29 protein-coding genes, 3 tRNA genes and 1 pseudogene are annotated in these 16,755 nt (G+C 47.3%); 10 read left to right on the top strand and 23 right to left on the bottom strand.

What is annotated here, in order from left to right; all coding sequences use genetic code 11:
* Positions 1–2 precede the first annotated feature (2 nt).
* Complete coding sequence (locus P8X24_RS10315) at positions 3–1,196, top strand: redox-regulated ATPase YchF (protein ID WP_372915964.1); 1,194 nt, start codon at positions 3–5, stop codon at positions 1,194–1,196.
* On the opposite strand, the gene P8X24_RS10310 is transcribed toward P8X24_RS10315, so the two are convergent.
* The 6 genes from P8X24_RS10310 to P8X24_RS10285 form a co-directional block, all read right to left on the bottom strand.
* Positions 1,171–2,466: an ATP-binding protein gene (locus P8X24_RS10310; RefSeq protein ID WP_372915962.1), complete on the bottom strand. Its 1,296-nt coding sequence runs from the start codon at positions 2,464–2,466 to the stop codon at positions 1,171–1,173. The genes P8X24_RS10315 and P8X24_RS10310 overlap by 26 nt on opposite strands.
* A 74-nt stretch (positions 2,467–2,540) precedes the next feature.
* Positions 2,541–2,981: a prefoldin subunit alpha gene (gene pfdA, locus P8X24_RS10305; protein ID WP_372915960.1), complete on the bottom strand. Its 441-nt coding sequence runs from the start codon at positions 2,979–2,981 to the stop codon at positions 2,541–2,543.
* A 17-nt stretch (positions 2,982–2,998) separates the two neighbouring features.
* Positions 2,999–3,232, bottom strand: coding sequence for a 50S ribosomal protein L18Ae (gene rpl18a / locus P8X24_RS10300; RefSeq protein WP_372915958.1), 234 nt, complete (start codon positions 3,230–3,232; stop codon positions 2,999–3,001).
* Positions 3,233–3,245: 13 nt separating this feature from the next.
* Positions 3,246–3,929, bottom strand: coding sequence for a translation initiation factor IF-6 (locus P8X24_RS10295; RefSeq protein ID WP_372915956.1), 684 nt, complete (start codon positions 3,927–3,929; stop codon positions 3,246–3,248).
* 29 nt (positions 3,930–3,958) lie between these two features.
* Entirely contained in the window at positions 3,959–4,243 is a 285-nt protein-coding gene (locus tag P8X24_RS10290; RefSeq protein WP_372839399.1) for a 50S ribosomal protein L31e, read from the bottom strand.
* A 10-nt stretch (positions 4,244–4,253) separates the two neighbouring features.
* Entirely contained in the window at positions 4,254–4,409 is a 156-nt protein-coding gene (locus P8X24_RS10285; protein ID WP_011011493.1) for a 50S ribosomal protein L39e, read from the bottom strand.
* A gap of 113 nt (positions 4,410–4,522) precedes the next feature.
* On the opposite strand from P8X24_RS10285, the gene P8X24_RS10280 reads away from it, so the two are divergent.
* The 7 genes from P8X24_RS10280 to P8X24_RS10250 are packed head-to-tail and all read left to right on the top strand — an operon-like array spanning position 4,523 to position 9,108.
* Positions 4,523–5,317 carry an HAD-IIA family hydrolase gene (locus tag P8X24_RS10280; protein ID WP_372915954.1) on the top strand — a complete coding sequence of 265 codons (795 nt, stop codon included), beginning with the start codon at positions 4,523–4,525 and terminating at the stop codon, positions 5,315–5,317.
* Positions 5,314–5,688 (top strand): ferritin family protein, encoded by a 375-nt coding sequence (locus P8X24_RS10275; RefSeq protein WP_372915952.1) that lies wholly within the window; start codon positions 5,314–5,316, stop codon positions 5,686–5,688. The genes P8X24_RS10280 and P8X24_RS10275 overlap by 4 nt, the downstream gene beginning before the upstream one ends.
* Before the next feature lie 59 nt (positions 5,689–5,747).
* Entirely contained in the window at positions 5,748–6,476 is a 729-nt protein-coding gene (gene serK, locus P8X24_RS10270) for an L-serine kinase SerK (protein WP_372916181.1), read from the top strand.
* Positions 6,477–6,525: 49 nt separating this feature from the next.
* Complete coding sequence (locus tag P8X24_RS10265) at positions 6,526–7,431, top strand: hypothetical protein (RefSeq protein WP_372915950.1); 906 nt, start codon at positions 6,526–6,528, stop codon at positions 7,429–7,431.
* Positions 7,432–7,451: 20 nt separating this feature from the next.
* Positions 7,452–7,805, top strand: coding sequence for a prefoldin subunit beta (locus P8X24_RS10260; protein ID WP_372915948.1), 354 nt, complete (start codon positions 7,452–7,454; stop codon positions 7,803–7,805).
* A 24-nt stretch (positions 7,806–7,829) separates the two neighbouring features.
* Entirely contained in the window at positions 7,830–8,174 is a 345-nt protein-coding gene (locus tag P8X24_RS10255) for a DUF3194 domain-containing protein (protein WP_372915946.1), read from the top strand.
* Positions 8,122–9,108: a DHH family phosphoesterase gene (locus P8X24_RS10250; RefSeq protein ID WP_372915944.1), complete on the top strand. Its 987-nt coding sequence runs from the start codon at positions 8,122–8,124 to the stop codon at positions 9,106–9,108. The genes P8X24_RS10255 and P8X24_RS10250 overlap by 53 nt, the downstream gene beginning before the upstream one ends.
* Here P8X24_RS10250 and P8X24_RS10245 read toward each other — a convergent pair.
* Both P8X24_RS10245 and P8X24_RS10240 read right to left on the bottom strand, forming a co-directional pair.
* Positions 9,071–9,451, bottom strand: coding sequence for a nucleotidyltransferase domain-containing protein (locus P8X24_RS10245; protein ID WP_372915942.1), 381 nt, complete (start codon positions 9,449–9,451; stop codon positions 9,071–9,073). The genes P8X24_RS10250 and P8X24_RS10245 overlap by 38 nt on opposite strands.
* Complete coding sequence (locus tag P8X24_RS10240) at positions 9,384–9,839, bottom strand: HEPN domain-containing protein (protein WP_372915941.1); 456 nt, start codon at positions 9,837–9,839, stop codon at positions 9,384–9,386. Before P8X24_RS10240 ends, P8X24_RS10245 begins: the two co-directional genes overlap by 68 nt.
* A 71-nt stretch (positions 9,840–9,910) precedes the next feature.
* Here P8X24_RS10240 and P8X24_RS10235 point away from each other — a divergent pair, with 71 nt between their 5' ends.
* Complete coding sequence (locus P8X24_RS10235) at positions 9,911–10,246, top strand: hypothetical protein (protein ID WP_372915939.1); 336 nt, start codon at positions 9,911–9,913, stop codon at positions 10,244–10,246.
* Here the strand turns inward: P8X24_RS10235 and P8X24_RS10230 are convergent.
* From P8X24_RS10230 to P8X24_RS10160, 15 genes and pseudogenes are all read right to left on the bottom strand, one after another.
* Positions 10,227–10,415: an ATP-binding protein gene (locus tag P8X24_RS10230; RefSeq protein WP_372915937.1), complete on the bottom strand. Its 189-nt coding sequence runs from the start codon at positions 10,413–10,415 to the stop codon at positions 10,227–10,229. The two genes, P8X24_RS10235 and P8X24_RS10230, sit on opposite strands and share 20 nt — an antisense overlap.
* A 17-nt stretch (positions 10,416–10,432) precedes the next feature.
* Positions 10,433–10,510 (bottom strand) — tRNA-Arg (locus P8X24_RS10225).
* 178 nt (positions 10,511–10,688) lie between these two features.
* Positions 10,689–11,437: pseudogene (locus tag P8X24_RS10220) on the bottom strand (ATP-binding protein).
* Between the two features lie 91 nt (positions 11,438–11,528).
* A tRNA-Gly gene (locus P8X24_RS10215) sits at positions 11,529–11,606 on the bottom strand.
* 173 nt (positions 11,607–11,779) lie between these two features.
* A complete protein-coding gene (locus tag P8X24_RS10210) occupies positions 11,780–12,109 on the bottom strand; it encodes a type II toxin-antitoxin system VapC family toxin (RefSeq protein ID WP_372915936.1) in 330 nt (109 codons plus the stop codon).
* Positions 12,110–12,112: 3 nt separating this feature from the next.
* Complete coding sequence (locus P8X24_RS10205; RefSeq protein WP_372915934.1) at positions 12,113–12,307, bottom strand: AbrB/MazE/SpoVT family DNA-binding domain-containing protein; 195 nt, start codon at positions 12,305–12,307, stop codon at positions 12,113–12,115.
* A 25-nt stretch (positions 12,308–12,332) separates the two neighbouring features.
* On the bottom strand, positions 12,333–12,533 hold the full coding sequence (locus tag P8X24_RS10200; protein WP_372915932.1) for a hypothetical protein: 201 nt from the start codon (positions 12,531–12,533) through the stop codon (positions 12,333–12,335).
* A gap of 44 nt (positions 12,534–12,577) precedes the next feature.
* Positions 12,578–13,324: a DUF4143 domain-containing protein gene (locus P8X24_RS10195; protein WP_372915930.1), complete on the bottom strand. Its 747-nt coding sequence runs from the start codon at positions 13,322–13,324 to the stop codon at positions 12,578–12,580.
* 173 nt (positions 13,325–13,497) lie between these two features.
* Positions 13,498–13,857: an AAA family ATPase gene (locus P8X24_RS10190; protein WP_372915928.1), complete on the bottom strand. Its 360-nt coding sequence runs from the start codon at positions 13,855–13,857 to the stop codon at positions 13,498–13,500.
* Positions 13,858–13,989: 132 nt separating this feature from the next.
* Positions 13,990–14,067 (bottom strand) — tRNA-Gly (locus P8X24_RS10185).
* Positions 14,068–14,112: 45 nt separating this feature from the next.
* Entirely contained in the window at positions 14,113–14,385 is a 273-nt protein-coding gene (locus P8X24_RS10180; RefSeq protein WP_068320435.1) for an AbrB/MazE/SpoVT family DNA-binding domain-containing protein, read from the bottom strand.
* A 16-nt stretch (positions 14,386–14,401) separates the two neighbouring features.
* Complete coding sequence (locus P8X24_RS10175) at positions 14,402–14,740, bottom strand: cupin domain-containing protein (RefSeq protein WP_372915926.1); 339 nt, start codon at positions 14,738–14,740, stop codon at positions 14,402–14,404.
* A complete protein-coding gene (locus P8X24_RS10170) occupies positions 14,712–15,101 on the bottom strand; it encodes a HEPN domain-containing protein (protein ID WP_372915924.1) in 390 nt (129 codons plus the stop codon). The genes P8X24_RS10175 and P8X24_RS10170 overlap by 29 nt, the downstream gene beginning before the upstream one ends.
* Before the next feature lie 194 nt (positions 15,102–15,295).
* Positions 15,296–15,394 carry a nucleotidyltransferase domain-containing protein gene (locus P8X24_RS10165; protein WP_372916179.1) on the bottom strand — a complete coding sequence of 33 codons (99 nt, stop codon included), beginning with the start codon at positions 15,392–15,394 and terminating at the stop codon, positions 15,296–15,298.
* 24 nt (positions 15,395–15,418) lie between these two features.
* Positions 15,419–16,144 carry a tRNA-binding protein gene (locus P8X24_RS10160; RefSeq protein ID WP_372915922.1) on the bottom strand — a complete coding sequence of 242 codons (726 nt, stop codon included), beginning with the start codon at positions 16,142–16,144 and terminating at the stop codon, positions 15,419–15,421.
* 82 nt (positions 16,145–16,226) lie between these two features.
* Between P8X24_RS10160 and P8X24_RS10155 the strand changes: the two genes are divergently transcribed.
* A complete protein-coding gene (locus P8X24_RS10155) occupies positions 16,227–16,754 on the top strand; it encodes a 4Fe-4S dicluster domain-containing protein (protein ID WP_372915920.1) in 528 nt (175 codons plus the stop codon).
* The last annotated feature ends 1 nt before the right edge of the window (position 16,755 follow it).

Here is a 16,755-nt window from a genome sequence, read left to right as displayed (position 1 = left end):
AAATGGAGATAGGTGTCGTCGGTAAGCCAAACGTTGGGAAGTCAACTTTCTTCTCGGCGGCAACGCTGGTTGATGTTGACATAGCGAATTATCCATTCACTACTATAGATGCAAACGTTGGGGTTACGTACGCCATAGCGGATCACCCATGTAAAGAGCTGAACTGCACTCCAAATCCCCAGAACTACGAGTACAGGGATGGGAAAGCACTCATTCCAGTAAAGATGATAGATGTTGCCGGTTTAGTCCCTGGGGCCCACGAGGGCAGGGGACTCGGTAACAAGTTCCTTGATGACCTGAGGATGGCTTCAGCCTTAATCCACGTCGTCGACGCCACCGGGAAGACCGATGCAGAGGGACAGCCCACGGATTACCACGATCCCGTTGAGGACATAGAGTTCCTTGAGAAGGAGATAGACTACTGGATCTATGGGATACTCAGCAAAGGATGGGATAAGTTCGCTAAGAGGATAAAGCTTCAGAAGATGAAGCTTGAGACGGCTATAGCTGAGCATTTGAGCGGAATAGGAGTTACGGAAAATGATGTTTGGGAGGCCATGCACAGGCTCGGCCTGAGCGATGACCCAACTAAGTGGGGTGAGGAAGACCTCCTTTCGTTTGCGAGTGAAATAAGGAAGATAAACAAGCCCATGATAATAGCTGCAAATAAAGCTGATGCCGCGAGCGATGAGCAGATTGAGAGGCTGAAAAAGGAAGGGGAGAAGAGAGGCTACATAGTGGTTCCAACTTCTGCTGCAGCTGAACTTACATTAAGAAAAGCCGCAAAGGCGGGTTTCATTGACTACATCCCTGGGAGCCCCGATTTTAAGATTCTAAAGCCAATGAGCGGCAAGCAGGAGAGGGCCCTTAAGATGATCAAGGAGAAGGTGCTAGACAGGTTCGGCTCTACTGGGGTTCAGGAGGTCATTAACAGGGCTGTCTTTGAGCTCCTCCAGCTAATCCCAGTTTATCCGGTTCAAGATGAGAATAAGCTGACCGATCAGTTCGGTAACGTTCTGCCCCACGTGTTCCTGATGGAGAAGGGTTCAACGCCCAGGGATTTAGCGTTTAAGGTTCACACAGATCTTGGCAAGGGCTTCCTCTATGCGATAAACGCAAGGACGAAGAGGAGGATTGGGGAGGACTATGAGCTGCAGTTCAACGATATAATCAAGATAGTTGCAGTAACTCGCTGAACTCGTAAGCATTCTCGACCTTCCCCTTTATCCTTTTGGCTATTAGATAATAGTGCTTCCTTCTCCTGTTCTTTATGGCTTCGCCTTTCTTTTTGAGGAGTTCAAGTTCTTTTTCTGCCTCTCTTCTGTCTAGTTCTTCCCATTTAACTTCGAAGAATGCGATGTCATCCTTCCCTAAAGCCACTACATCTATTTCGAAGGGGCTACCATCGGGGAACTTCCCCCAAAACTTTCCCGTTCTTATAACTTCAAAGCTTACTATCCTGGGGACAAAAACCTCAACGAGCTCCTCAAACCTCTTTCCAATGAAGGCCATAACTTCCCCCCTATCAAACTTTAGCTCGCCCCTCTCTACCTTGGATGAGTTCCTGTAAAGAAACCTAAACCACGCGTTGATAAGATTCTGGGAGATATAGTACCTATACCTTCCCTTTCCAAACACGTCCTTCCTCTTGTACACCAGCTCGTAGTCCTTCTCCAGGGCGTGGAGGTACTTGGTTAGGTTGGTGCTTTTGGTTGATAAGTAAGAGGAGATCTCTCCCAGGGTTATATGTCCCTCACTTATCGCCTGAAGGATGCTGAAGTACATCTTGTACTCCTTTCCAAACTCCTCCTTGAGCATCATCATGACCTCTGGGTACATTGGGTAGGGATCCTCGAAGAACATGAGCCTTATAAATTCCTCAACTTCAACCCCAAACCTTTCGAATGTCTCATAGTACTTTGGCACGCCTCCAAAGAATGCCCACATTGTGACGGCCTCTTCAACTCCATATCCCAGGTCGTTCATTATTTCAAGGACTGTTTCAAAGCTTAACTCCCTGAGTTTTATCACGTAGTCGAACCTTCCGTAGAGTGGAGATTTATAGTCCTCAAGTAGCTTTTTGCTCATGCTGATAAGGGAGCCAGCGACTACTACCTTTGAATTCCTGTATTTGTCGAGTAGCCTTTGAAGGTCGTACAGGAAGCTTGGATTTACCTTTAGAATGTTCTGGAATTCGTCTATGAATATTGTTTCCCCCTCTCTCATGAGGAACTCAACGATGTCTCTCATTGATCTCAGCTCTGGGATGTACCTTCTCTCCCTGATTTCCCTTATCCAGTCATCGCAGATAAGGGCTTCATTCTTCTCGGCTGGGACAAATAACGTAATTGGATTAAGGGCCTCTTCCACGAGCCTGGTCTTTCCTACCCTCCTCCTTCCAATAACAGCGACTCTCAAGGCCCTCCTTAATAGTTTGATCTCCTTCTCCCTATCGTAGAACTTCATAATTTATACCCGCTAGGTATAATACCTGACAAGTATAAAAATTTCACTGCCCCAGAAATGAAACTAAAAGGGGGTCACTTCTTAACGGAGAAGCTCATTGCCTGCTTCCGCTGAAGATCCTGAGCCTTCTTTGCAACCTCTCCGACCTTCTTTTCGAGCTCCGCTAGGGCTTCCTGGGTCTTTCTTATGGCTTCATCGTACTCCCTAATCCTCTCCTCGAGGAATGCAATAGCATCGTCGATGTTCTTCTCTACCGCGTACCCGCTACCAACGCTAACTATCGCATTGTTCTTGTCAACTATAACGCCTTTCAGGAAGGAGCCGGCCCCTATGGGAACCAAGATTTCCGGCCTTTCCTCCTCAACCTTCTTCAAGTTTTCAAGGGTTTCCTTAACCGTCAGAACCTCGGCCCTAGCTAAGTTCAAAAGCTCAAGGTTTTGAGCTAATAGTTGAGCCTGGGCTTGCAACACTTGGTATTCGTAAGCTAGCTTTTCCAACTCTTTCTGGCTCATCATCCTCACCAAAAATAATGTTAGAGCTCGAGGCTGAGCCTCCTAACTACGATGTCTTCGGCTTCCTCGGGCTTTATCTCCTTGATCTCCTTGATGTATATCTTGTTCCTCTTGACCTTGTGCTTGCTTCCTATGTCGGAGTAGACGAGCTCCTTTACGTGCTCCTCCTTAACTGCCCTGTACTCCTTGGTGAACTTGAACTTCTTTCCGTTCTTCTCAAAGTACCCGAGGACGCGGAAGACCTTAACATTCATTGGCCTCACCTCCTCAGATTAAGCCAAGGGCTTCCTCAATCTTAACTATTTCGGGACCAGTCGTGAGGTGACCAACGACGACACCATTTGAGTTCGCCAACATGCATGAGCCGACGTAGGGAACACCCATGTTTGCGGTTCCAACGTACACATCAACCTTAAAGAGTTCGCTTAACCACTTTAGCTCCTCATCGCTTGCCTCGGGGTGAACTAATCCGCCCTTGTTAGTTACAACCCCGGCGCTTCCAACAGCATGCAGGCCAGCTATAACTCCCCTCTCAACCTCAACCCCCAGGATGTCTCCTATCTTCTTCGCCTCTTCCCTCGAGAACTTGGTGCTAACGAGGGCAGCCTTATCATTAGCTAAGACTAGGTTTCCAAGTGCTGTATATTTGGTCTCGAATGGGACTATCTCAGTGTCAATTCCGTACTCCTTAAACTTCCCCCTTATCTCCTCAAGCTCGGTATCCCAGATGTACCAGGGGACAATTATCGCGTTCGAGTTGCCGGCCGCGAGGATTCCAATAATTCTTGACTTCATAATGCTCGCTTCAATGACGGGAACTTTCAAAACTTCCCTGATAACATCTAACTTCTTCTCCTGAAGGCCTTCCCTAATCAACACTACTCTATCGGTTGCTACTCCAAATACGCCCAAATATGGGGAGTTTTCAAAATCAAGTCTCTCTATGTGCATCCCTTCCCCTCCAAATTAAAGGGGGAAAATCAGGCAAGGGTAACGTAGGCTATCCTGACCTTGCCCTCTTCCCTCTCTTCCTCCTCAACCTTAACTTTGACCCTGAGCTTGCTTGGGGGCTTTTCAATTCCCCTCTCCCATATCTTCTCGTTGACCTTTGGGTCGATGATGACTTCTTGGGCCTTTGCGTGCCTTGCCACGAACTCCCTAACGAACTTTACTGCCCTCGGTGCCCTCTTCCACCTTGGTACTATCTTCTTTACCTTCCTAATCGGGACGGTGAATATAACCTCCTGACCAGCCTCAATAGGCATTTTTCTCACCTCACTCCTTCAGCTTTGTTCTCCTCCAGTACCTCCTCTTTGGATGAGTGAGAACTCTCCTGTTGGTTTTAACTATAACCCAAACTGGAACTCTCCTATTCTGCTTAAGGGCCTTCGCGAGCCTGAGCTTCTTTGCGAGTGGCTTGTTCCTCGCCATTTTGATCCCTCCATAATTAGAATGCCTGTTCACCTTAGCGGAGGGTGACTTAAAAGTATTTCGCAATGTTCATGTTTAAAAGTAGACCAAAGAAAAGCCTTTGGGAGTTAAGGATGATAGGGATAATCTTCGATATGGATGGGGTTTTGTACAGGGGCAACAAGCCGATACCTGGAGCCAAGGAAGTTGTGGAGTTCTTGAAAGAAAAAAATGTACCCTTTCTTTTCCTCACAAATAATTCAACGAAAACGCCGGAGATGTACAGAGAAAAATTGGCTAAGATGGGAATAGAGGTCTCTGCGGATAGAATTGTTACATCCGGCTTGGCCACTAGGCTATACATGGAGAGGCACTTTACCCCAGGAAAGGTGTTTGTTATCGGTGGTGAGGGCTTAGTTAAGGAGATGGATGAGCTTGGCTGGGGTCTCGTTACGGTGGAAGATGCCCGAAAGGGGGAATGGAGGGAAGTTAAGTACGTGGTAGTTGGCCTCGATCCTGGGCTAACATACGAGAAGCTCAAGTACGGAACCCTTGCGATAAGGAATGGAGCTAAGTTCATAGGGACGAACCCTGACACGACGTTCCCGGGGGAAGAAGGTATTTATCCTGGGGCAGGCTCAATAATTGCCGCTTTGAGGGCCTCCACCGAGAGGGAACCCCTGATAATCGGCAAGCCCAACGAGCCCATGTACGAGATAGTCAGGGAGAAGCTCGGGGTGGAGGAGATCTGGATGGTTGGGGATAGGCTCGACACGGATATAGCCTTCGCCAAGAGGTTTGGTATGAAGGCCATAATGGTTCTAACTGGAGTTCATACCCTGAACGACATTGAAAAGCTCAACATAAAGCCTGATTTAGTCTTGGACAGCGTTGCAAGGTTAATTGATTATCTGAAGGTGATAGAATGAGGGACGAGCTCGTGGCAATAGAGAGGAAGCTCTACAATCTGTACAAGCTTGGTGAGATGTTCGCGAGTCAGGAGGATCCCTCTCTTGTAGATACTTTCCAACTCTTGGCTGAGGAAAGCCTTAAGCATCAGAAAATCCTATCCACGGTTAATCTTAACTTAAAGGGGGAGCTAGTGTTTCCCGAAATAAAAGATAGGCCATCTTCCCTTGAAGAGCTTATGAGGGAGGCTATAATTGCCGAGGAGCTGTTAGCTAGAATGTACCTGGAACTCTCGGCCCAAGAAGAAGGTAGCGTTAAGGATATTCTAAGGATCATGGGTGAGGAGTGTTTGAGACACTCTTACAGGCTCAAGCTGATGTACGCGAAATGACAACTCCCGTTCCCCAAAGCTTTAATACGTTTTATGGATTTAAAATAGTGGTGGTCGTCATGGGTGTCGAGAAGGTTCCTAAGTACGACATTCCAGTTAAGAAGGTTGAATACGTATTCATCGAGCTTGACAAAATGAAGCCACACGAGCAGCTCGTTCAGAGGGAGCTTGAGGACTTCATAGAGAGCGTTACCGGTAGTGGCATATTCTGGAAGCCAATGCTTCTGGCTAAGATCCCAGGAACCGATGAGTACTTGATAGTTGACGGTCACCATCGTTGGGCCGGCCTCCAGAAGCTTGGTGCAAAGAGGGCCCCCTCGGTAATTCTTGACTACTTCGATGAGGGGGTTAAGGTCTACACATGGTATCCGGCATTCAAGGGAGACGTTAACAAGGTCATAGAGAGGCTAAAGGCTGAGGGCCTGGAGGTAATTGAGGATCCAGAGGCTGAAGAAGAGGCTGAGAGGGGAGAGATAGCCTTTGCCCTCGTCGGCGAGAAGAGCTATGCGATCCCAGGGAAGCTTGAGGAGCAGAAGAAGGTGAGCAAGGTTTTGGACGAGATGGATCAGGCGAAGGAGATAGAGCTCGTCTACTACGGCCTTAAAGAAGACGCCAAAGCGGATATGGAGAAGGGGGAGATAGATTACGTCTTCATTAGGAAGGCCCCAACGAAGGAAGAGGTCATGGAGCTCGTAAAGAAGGGTGAAGTGTTCTCACCCAAGACAACGAGGCACGTCCTTCCATTCATTCCCGACAAGATCGACGTTAAGCTCGAGGATCTCTTCTGAGCGAAAGCCGTATATCCTCCTTTCCTTACATTTTCTTAGGTGGAACGTCATGAAGGTTTCTAAGCTTGCAGTCAAGATTCTGGAGAACGAGAGCGTGGTGTACTATGACCCAATATATCATGGAAGGACCCTGAAAGTGATAGGGATAGACGATGATCCCGTCGAGGTCATGGAATATCTCTTGGCCCAGTACAAGGAGAAAGGTTACTCTATAGTTGTTTTTGACACCTCGGGCCACTTCCCAACTGGGCTCTTCGAGAGCGTCCTTAGAATAGAAGAGGGGAACCCGGCTGGATTGGATCCGTTAAAGATGGCGAGGATGGGAATGATAAAAGATCCATACTCGGCCGTTACCATAGTCCAGACGATTTACGAGCTTGATTCCGCCTCAACCGATAAGCTCTACGCTGACTTTGTGACCGGGAAAGTTAGCTCGATAGCGGATGCAGTCAAGGCCAAGAAGAACTACAGCGAGGTAATCTTAGAGGGCTACACCGATCTTGACGAGATGCTCTTTTCTGGAGATCCGGTTAAGATTCCTGAGAGTGGACTTATAGACCTCAGCGGGCTGAACAGCGTGACGCTAACCGGAATGGCCTTTCTAATCCTAGCCGCGGCAATGGAGGGGAGGAGGAGAGTCGTTTACGGTCTTTACGACGTTGCCGTTTTGACTTTCACTGGGGCCGGCAACGCTGGGTTGCCCCTCCTGACGAGGCCTGCGAGGAGAAGGGTTGCGATATTGGGGACGAGGTATCCTTTGGATCAAGTTCTCTCAATCCCTGGGCCTACCTTACTCCTGTACAACGATCCTGACGTTCAGTCGGCAATATACGAGAGCCAAGGTGTTCCAACTGGTCTAAGGACGTTCATAGACAAGGGAGAAGGGGCCTACATCTGGAGGTCTCCGGAGACGATAAACGTAGAGTTCGGTAAGGTTCTTAAGTTGCAACCTTAACATAGGCTGGGGGTGTTGAAATGCAGAACGTTCCTCCCCAGGTTCAGGCCATGCTTGGCCAGCTTGAAAGCTATCAGCAGCAACTTCAGCTTGTGATCCAGCAGAAGCAAAAGGTTCAGGCTGATTTGACGGAGGCAAAGAAGGCTTTGGAAGAGATAGAGAAGCTGCCAGATGATGCTATCATATACAAGACAGTTGGAACTTTAATAGTTAAGACGACAAAGGATAAGGCCATTCAAGAGCTCAAGGAGAAGCTTGATACCCTTAATGTCAGGCTCAACGCCCTCAACAGGCAAGAGCAAAAGATCAACGAGAGAGTTAAGGAGCTAACCCAGAAGATCCAGGCAGCTCTGAGACCGCCAACTGCTGGCTGATTTCTTTTATTTTTGGTGATCCTGATGAGGAAAGTTGTCCACATAGGCCTTCCGAAGTTAAGTGAGGAAGAGCTGATTGAAGTAGGTAGCATAGCCCAGGAGGTCATTATTGATTATATATTTGATCATCTTGCGAAGAGCGAAGTTAGAGACATGGAAGTTACGGCGAGGATAAACCAGGGTGAAACCCTCGATTTGGAGATAGAGGTTTTCATTGAAGTCCCGATATTCATCAAGGTTGACGTTGATTCCTTGATTGAGGAGGCCATAGACAAGGCTTATGAGGCCGTTGAGAGGTACCTAAGGAGGAAATCAAATGAAAGGAGAGAGGAAGCTAAAGAACTTCCTGAAGAACTTGGGGAGAGATGAGAGAATAATACTTTTATGCCACCACAACGCCGATCCCGATTCTTTGGGCTCCGCAATAGCGTTCTCAAACTTCCTCCTCTCCCTGGGATTTACCCGAGTTAGGATTGGTGTTGCCCAGAGTGTGGCGAGCTATTCTAGGCGTTTAATGGCTTTCTCTAAGGTTCCAATAGAGAAGAACCCCATGATAGATGAAAGGGTCGTGTTCATCTTCGACACATCGTCCCTTGAGCAACTCGAGCCGATCGAAATTCCCGCCTCCTCCACGATAGTTGTCATCGATCATCACGTCGAGAAGGAGAATCCCATTCCTGCGGACATAGCGGTCGTTGACCCAATGAGAACTTCTACGGCCGAGATAGTTTGGGAGCTCTTCAAGAAGTTCAGCTACAGGGACGAGGACTCTGCAAGAGTTCTCCTTGCTGGAATAATCTCGGATACATCGAACTTTAGGTATGCAAACGCCAAGACCTTCAAGACCGTGTACGAGATACTAAACCTATACAACTTCTCGATACCTGAGATCTCCCAACTTGTCGCTCCGGTTAGCGATGAGAACACCGAGCAGGCGAAGAGGATGGCTATCCTCAAAGCTTGTCAGAGGATGGAGATCCACAAGGTTGGGAGGTTCGTCGTTGTGACGTCTAGGGTTTCCGCATATGAAGCCTTGGCCTGTAAGGTCTTCCTCCAGTTGGGAGCCGACGTTGCCATAGTCGGGAGCGAGAAAGGTGGGGTTAGAATTTCTGCGAGGGCCAAGGATTACCTCGTTAAGAGGGGACTTCACCTCGGCAAAATTATGGAGAAGGTTGGGCCAATAATTGAGGGTTCCGGCGGAGGGCACGCTGGGGCCGCGGGAGCTAATGGCAAAAAGAACTTAAACGAGGCGATAAAATTCTTGGTTAAGGAGATTGAGAAGTTTCTAAGGAGTCTATCTTAGCTAGCTTCACCTTTAGAACATCCCTGTAGTACTTGAATCCTTCATCATCAACTATGTGGAACTCAAACGGATGATTGTCGGGAAGTTCGGCGAGCTCTTCAATTTTCTCCTTGATATCGTTTTCATCTGGAAGTTCCTTGACCTTTATTAGAACATCAACGTCGCTCCCCGCGGTGAATTTTCCAGTTAGGACGCTTCCGAAAATATATATCTCACACTCTCCAAAAATCTCCCTGCATGCCCTCTCTATGGCGGGGAGGTACTTGCGGTAGTTTTTAATCATGATGTACCTTTCCCTTCCCCTCTTTATCATCTTCTTCACTAATTCTTCTCTCGAATTCATCAGCAAGAGCCTCCACGAATTTAATGACGTCCTTTGCGAGCTTTAATAACTCTTCCGCCTCCTCCTTCTCATAAACCCTGGGCTCGTACCTCGCGAGGATGTACGCTGATTCTAGCTCCTTTAAAATACTCCTGTTTTCTTTTATGAACTCGCTTATTTTATCCTGAGCTTCTATTGCCTCGCCGGGAAACCCAAGTAGCTCCCTCAATGAATGCGTCTTGGGCTTGATGTTTGAATACTTCACCAATAGGGCTTTGAGGTACAGCTGAAGCCCCTGCTCAGCCAAGAACACCGCGCTATCATATTTTTCCCTGGCTAGTGCAACTTCTGCAAGTTCAAGGAACTCGGCGGATTTATTTAACAGCACTTCGACTTCATCGTAATGCATTCCACCACCTAAAATTTCCTATGCCAAATAACGTTTTTAACGTTCCCTTCGAAATTCCTCGGGGTGAGGTTATGGCGAAGTGTCCGGTTTGCGGTTCGCCCCTTGACTGGAGGGAGCTCATCGATCAAATGCTAACCCTTGAAAACTTCAGCGAACTACTCAAGAACAAGAATGAGTTCATTAATGCCTTGGAGAACTTTGCATTTAAATGTCCCCGTTGCGGCGAAGAGTTTTACGGTAAGTTCCTGCCCAGGGATGAGGCCGAGAAGGTCTTTGAGTTGCTGAACGACTTTAAGGGTTCGATAGACTGGGAGAACAGGAAGGTAAGGATAAGGCTGAATCAGCTGTTGGCTTTGGATAAGATGCTTGAAGAGTGGGATAAAAGGGTTAAAGAAAGGAAGCTTTAAGGGGATTTGTCCTAAGATCCACTATAACGTACTCCCTGCCAGCCTCGTTTAGGGCTATTCTAAGAAGTGATGTTTTGCCCAGTCTCCTAATCCCGGTTATAACTATTAAGGACCTGTTCTCATCTATTAGGCTTAGTATATCCTCGATCTCCCTCTCCCTATCGTACAAAAGGAGACTTTAAGGTGTGGCGCCCCGGCGGGGATTTGAACCCCGGACCTCGAGGTCCGCAGCCTCGCGCCCTGTCCAGGCTAGGCCACCGGGGCATCCCAGGGTTACCTAAAAGCTTCCCGCTTATAAACCTAATGACCTTCAGCTCAAGCCTCCCTTGGGGCCTTATAACTCCCCTGACGGGATCGATGAAAATCACGTTTTCCCTGGCGAGCGTGAGCATGTCCTCAGTCAACTCGTCATACTCTAAAACTTCCCTTTCGCCGAGGTCAATTAAATAGATGGATCATTTAACTTTCTCACCACGGGCTTTACCTGATTTAGCCTCACCATGAACTGCTCCCTGCAGTACTCTTCTATGTCCCTTCCGGCCCTCTTCTCGTTAATAGCTTCAACTAAATAAACTGGTTTTCCCCCGAAGTATTCAATAACGATTCTTGACTCTTCCTCGGTTAGCCCATTGCTGAGGAGGAATGCCAAAGCGGTTTCCTCGTCGAAGTCATCAACTAGGAAGTACTTCGCCCTCCCGTGGAGTGAAGCATTCGTATAGACATCAGTGAGGAAAAGGCCGTCCGAAGTTGAAACTATCACGTGGGCAAGTGGAGCTCCTTGGTTAGGTGAACGAAGAAGTTGAACAGCTCATATATTAGTGGCCCATTAACTTTCAGATCCTTCAACACCTGAAGCTCATCGAAGACTATTATTGGGAGTCTACCCTTCCTTCTCAATTTGCCCAGGAAATCTGTTATGTGGTCGAAAGCATCCCTGGGACTTTCAATTGTTTCCCAGATTTTCTTTGGCACTGGAATTCCAAAGATAACTTCCATGGAAGCTAACACAATGGACAACACATCTTTTGACTTCGTGCGTGAGAAAAGCAGATCTTTGAAATCATAAAATCTTAATATGGGTCTTGATCTGAGGTTAACATAGATTCCAATTCCTTCCTCTCCCAGGGATTCGAGGAATTTCAAGAGTAAAGTAGTCTTTCCCGAGTTTATGGGCTCATAAATGAAGAGGATCCGGTTTGGCTCAGAGTTCAGCAGGCTCCTTAAGTACGAGAGCTCTTTCTCCCTGTCCCATTTGTATTTAGGACTGTTTACAAAAAAGTTGTGGTGCGGTGGCCGGGATTTGAACCCGGGTCTCCACCTTGGCAGGGTGGCGTCCTAGGCCAGGCTAGACTACCACCGCACGGGCCGTTATTTAGTCATCATTAGTCGGTTTATAAGGGTTTCGCCGTGGACAACCAAAACGGAGCTTTTATACGATTTTATGAAACTAAGCTTTAGCTTTCCTAAAATATCCTTTTGAGTTCTGTTTTATCAAAATCTTTGTCGTTGGAAATTATACTTTCACATCCTGTCCTAATTGCCACGAGAGAGATGCAGAGAGTCTTCCAAATCTAGCTTATACTTTTTTGCAATGCTCAGGGCGTTCACAAAGTCTTGCTTGAGAAGGGGCTCTATTCTTAAATTCTGAATCTCAAGAAGTGGTGTCAATGTTTTTTCTAAAAATTCTCTATCTCTCAACGACTTATTAACCAAACCAGAAATTATTACCGCAACTTCATAAAGCGTTAATGATGATGTTATGTACTCTCCTCCTCTTTCCATCCTCTTTATCCACATTTTTGCCTTCTTTCCAAATTCTGGATGAGAAGTGAGCCAATAAATAAAAACATTCACATCGTACATACTTTAGTCTCTTAACCATTTTCTTATTACCTCCTTCTTTAAAAATTCGTCTATGTCATCAGGATACTCCTCAACCTTGAATATTCCAAAATATTTATCAGCAATAGATTCAAGGGGCTTTATTATTATCGCGTTTTTATTGTAAACTTCAAGCTCCACATAGGAACCCTCAGTTATCCCTATTTTTTCCCGCATCATTACAATCCCCCTCTTTATATATACTTTATAATGCTTTCCCAGTAGAATCCCACCTCGTCAAGAGGAACTTCCAAAGCGGGATTATATTCACAACAAAGGAGCCAACCTTTATCTCTCCCTCTTCATCCAGCGTCACTATCGTCAAGTTCCTACATCCTAGGTTCTTCCCAGCTTTTATTAGGGCCGAAACTTCCCTCTCGTAGCTCTCCTCCAAGCTCAAGGTCACCTGAATTAACTCCACGACTTTTTTGGTCTAGTTAACTGAACCAACTAAAGTGCAGACACGAAGAGTTGCCAGGGATAGAAAGCAATCCTATCCCCGACCTCGTACTTCCTTCCCACCACTATTCCCTTCTCAGCCCCAACCCTTTCCATAGTCCTCTCCACTTGACCCTTCTTCTCCTTCCCGAGCCCAACTTCAACGACTATCTTCTCATTCCCCAGCTCGAGCACGAAGTTGGCAGCTCCTTTGCTTGGCTCATAGCTTAGCCTGCCGTTCCTCTCCCTTGCGATGAGGTAGAGGTAAAAGGCTACGACATCCTCGAGGAGAGAAGCGAAGACTCCCTCCCTATTTATATTTATCCTGTAGAGCAGGGCGGACTTTATGGGAACCGTTAGGAACTTAACCTTGGGGCTTTTGCGGGTGGCCTTGGATATTGGGCCATGAATCGGGATCTTCTGAACGATGCCTGCTTTCTCAAGGGCATCGACGAGCTTTATAACCGTCCCCTTAGCCAAGCCCAAGGTCTTTGAGAGCTTTTCATAGCTGAACCTTTCTCCCTTCGGGTTCGCGAGTAGGTAGAGCAGGTTGAAAGCCTTGTCGAGAGTTTCAGCATCAAAGTCATAGACCTCCCTGAGGTCACGATAGATGACCCTGTCGAGCATCGTCACGAGCCTCTCGTAGACCGCCCACTCCTCCATTTCAAGGGATAGGGGCATCGAGCCAACCTTCACATACTCGACCACATCATCCAAAACAGCTAGAGGCACCTCCTTCAGCTTGAGGATTTTGGGCATGAGCTCAGGGAGAGAGTTGCCCGTTTTAAGCCGATGATACTCCCTGAAAGTCATTGGGAAGAGTTCCCTGTGGAGGGCCCTTCTAGCCAGGTCGGGACTCTCCTTAAGCTTTATGGCGGAAGATCCCGTTGCAATTACGAGGAATCTCTTTTCATCGTGAAGTAGCTTAAGCTTCAGATCTCGTGCTGGACTTCATCAACAAGCAATATTATCGCCTTTTCCGGCTTTACAATCCTTTTATACGTCTCCAAAACCTCTAAAAGATCTAAACCGAAGGTCTGAAGCCGATCCAATGATAAGTAAAGGACGTGATTCTGGGGCATCTTTGAGGTCGCATAGAAGTAGAGCTGGGCTAGAAGAGTAGTTTTACCGACGCCCCTAACACCAAGAAGCAATATGGTGTCGGATTTTCCTCTCTCGATGTACGAGTCAACCCTCGATATTAACCAACGGTACAGATCCCTCTTTTCGGGTTTGTTGTAGGGTTGGAGGAGTAATGGTTGGGTTAACAGGTGTTCCACAATTATAGTCATCTGGATGAACCATAAGCCCACCTATTTGGTCATTAGGATGACCAGCTTATAAATAGTTGGTGCCCATAGAATACTCCTTTTGAACCTATTCCGTTTCGACTGGCACATTCATTAAAGATCAAAGAAAAGTTGTGGTGCGGTGGCCGGGATTTGAACCCGGGTCTCCACCTTGGCAGGGTGGCGTCCTAGGCCAGGCTAGACTACCACCGCACAAGCCGATACATACTCACCAACACCCATTTTATAAGACTTTCGTCAGAAATTCTTAATCCCTGGGGCCTTTGGCCAATGATTAGTTTCCCAATTTGAAACCTCTGATAACACTTTCCTTATAATTCCTTCAATATCTTCCGGTGAAAAATCTCGACCAAGGTCTATAGTTGGCCACTCCAGATTAATCTTCCTAATAACGATCTCATTTCCCCTTAGCTCTACTCTGAGATACTCTCCCTCTCTTATCCTCAGGGCATTTCTAATTTTAGAAGGTATCGTTATTCGATAGTTCTTTGTGACTTTTACGAGCGGCATTTGAAGACCCTCCTCTCTAAAGCCACACCGTATCTTCCCCGCGGTAGTTCATCTTAACCACGAGCAACTTGAAGGGCTCATCGCTTTCGTTAATTACCCAATGAACCGCCTCTGGGGTGACGAGGTAAATTTCCCCAGGCTTTGCTTCAAATTCTTCTTCCCCTATTCCCAGCCTCGCTGTTCCGGAGATTATGTAGAAGAGCTCGTACTGAAACTTGTGGTAGTGCTTCCCAACCTCAGCCTTAGACTTTATCTCAACTATCTGAGCATAATTGCCCTCTGGAAGTTTGCCCTCAAACAGTGGTATCTTAACGTAGCTTCCCCTGTCAATCTTCTTCTCGATCTTGGCCTTCACCTTGGATCCCCTCTACCTTATCCTTGACAAATTTAATAACCATTTCAGCTAAAGGGATAGCCCTCTTCGCATCGGACTCATCAAAAGCCTCATAAGGAACTCCCCCAGGGAGCCCATTTGGATACCTGGTGGGGATATAATACTTATCCAGGACACCTGCCTTGCATATTCTCTTAAATTCCTCGTCGTACTTCATAGCCCTCTTGCAGAGATCCGACACGGAATTCCCAGGCACGACCTCTTCCCCCATATAGTAAAGGTAAGCTTTTAGTGCTTTCTCAGCGGCCTGCTGAGCCAAGAAGCACGCTAAGTTGTACCTTTTTCCATGGAACACGAATTTTGCATCTTCAAGATCCCTCACTGCCTGCCCCAACTACCTTTCAGCCTCTTCCCTGGGATCCCTTCTCATAAACGACGATACCCTCCCTTAATGCCCTCTTAATAAAGGGACTCTCTTTCATGGCCTCAACTCCTCTGGAGCAACTGCAACTTCAACGATTTCATAGTACTCATCCAACCTGTCAAGGAACCTCTCCTCAGTTTCCTTCACTATTATCAAGTAAGGTCACTTGTCTCCCTAACTTCCCCTCTTGCAAGGGAACCAAAGAGCATGACTAACCTAACGGATTCATCCTCCTGAACTTTCCTTAGTATCCTATCTAAGCTCTTTCTCCCTGTTCATCCCTTCAAGAACGCCTCCACGAGGTTTCTTGTTTCATTCAACGCTTCCAAGGGAATCCCCTTGGGTAAACCACCTACTTCACCCTTCACATCCTTGAGGACTCCCTGCCCTGCCCCCAGGAACATTCCCTCACTCACTATCCCGAAGAAGCTCCTCGGGGGCAATAACGCAACGGCAACCCTGTTCCCTTCCTTCACGGTGAGATCGTTGGTAACGACGGTTACAGCCCTCTCCCCGATGTTCACGTTGGTGACGAGTAGCTTATCCGCATTAGGATGCTTTCCCACGCTCATCACCTCGCCAACAACTATATCGACGGCAATTACTGGATCGTTGATTTTTCCAAGCTTTAACCTCCTGTCTAGCCCCAGGATCGTGTTGAGGAAGAACCTTATCTTCGCAACCTGCTCCTCAACTTTTTCCCTCTCGTCCTTGCTGGCCTGGCTTACGAACTTGTGGTGCCAGTCTTCTCCGCCCAGAGCTTCAATTATTCCCTGGGCCTTCTCCTTGAGGGCCTTCATCTGGGGGGTGTCAACCAACTCCTGGGGGTCGAGGTAGCTGTACCTCATGGCCTGTATCTCGGGGATCATTTCCTTAGCGAGCTTAACGGCCTTCTTCTTGTCCCACTGTCCCCTGAACTTTGCCCCCTCTATAGTCCTCAAGAACAGCTCAACGGCCTTCTCAGCGACCAGCAACCTGTAATCCTTACTGGTGTCCCACATGATGCTCCCCCTTCCTACTTCCCTGGCGAACTTAAAAACCTATATAAAAACGTGAAGCTGACTACATATTTAGGTGTCTTCAATGGGAGCGGAAAAAGGTGAAAGGATTTGGATATTGGTAACACCCGATAAATGTAGTGGTTGCAGACTCTGTGAGATAGCCTGTTCAATAGAGCATGAAGGTATAATATGGCCAGAAGCCTCACGAATAAGGATATATGAGATCTTACCGGGAGTAACCATTCCACACACATGCGTTCAATGCCCTGATTATCCCTGCGTCGACGCATGTAACTTCGGTGCTCTAAAAGTGGATGAGAAAACAGGGGCAGTTATCGTTGAAGAAGATAAGTGCACGGAGTGTGGCGCTTGTGTCCTTGCTTGTCCTGGGAACGTCCCAAGGATCCCGAAAGGAAAGGGGAGTGTTGTAATTTGCGACCTGTGTGGTGGGGAACCCAAGTGTGTTGAAGTCTGCCACGAGGCTGGGCACGACGCCCTAACACTTGTCAGAGGGGAATACAGGTCAATATACAGGACCTTTGCTAAAGATCCCATAGAAAAAGGCCTCGAATTGGCAAGAAAGATGTATGGAAAAGAGCTCCTAGGGTGAG

It is taken from the genome of Pyrococcus kukulkanii, assembly GCF_041647995.1.
GTDB lineage: Archaea > Methanobacteriota_B > Thermococci > Thermococcales > Thermococcaceae > Pyrococcus.
Note: the sequence above shows the minus strand (reverse complement) of the source record. Positions and strands in the feature narration are given on the sequence as shown.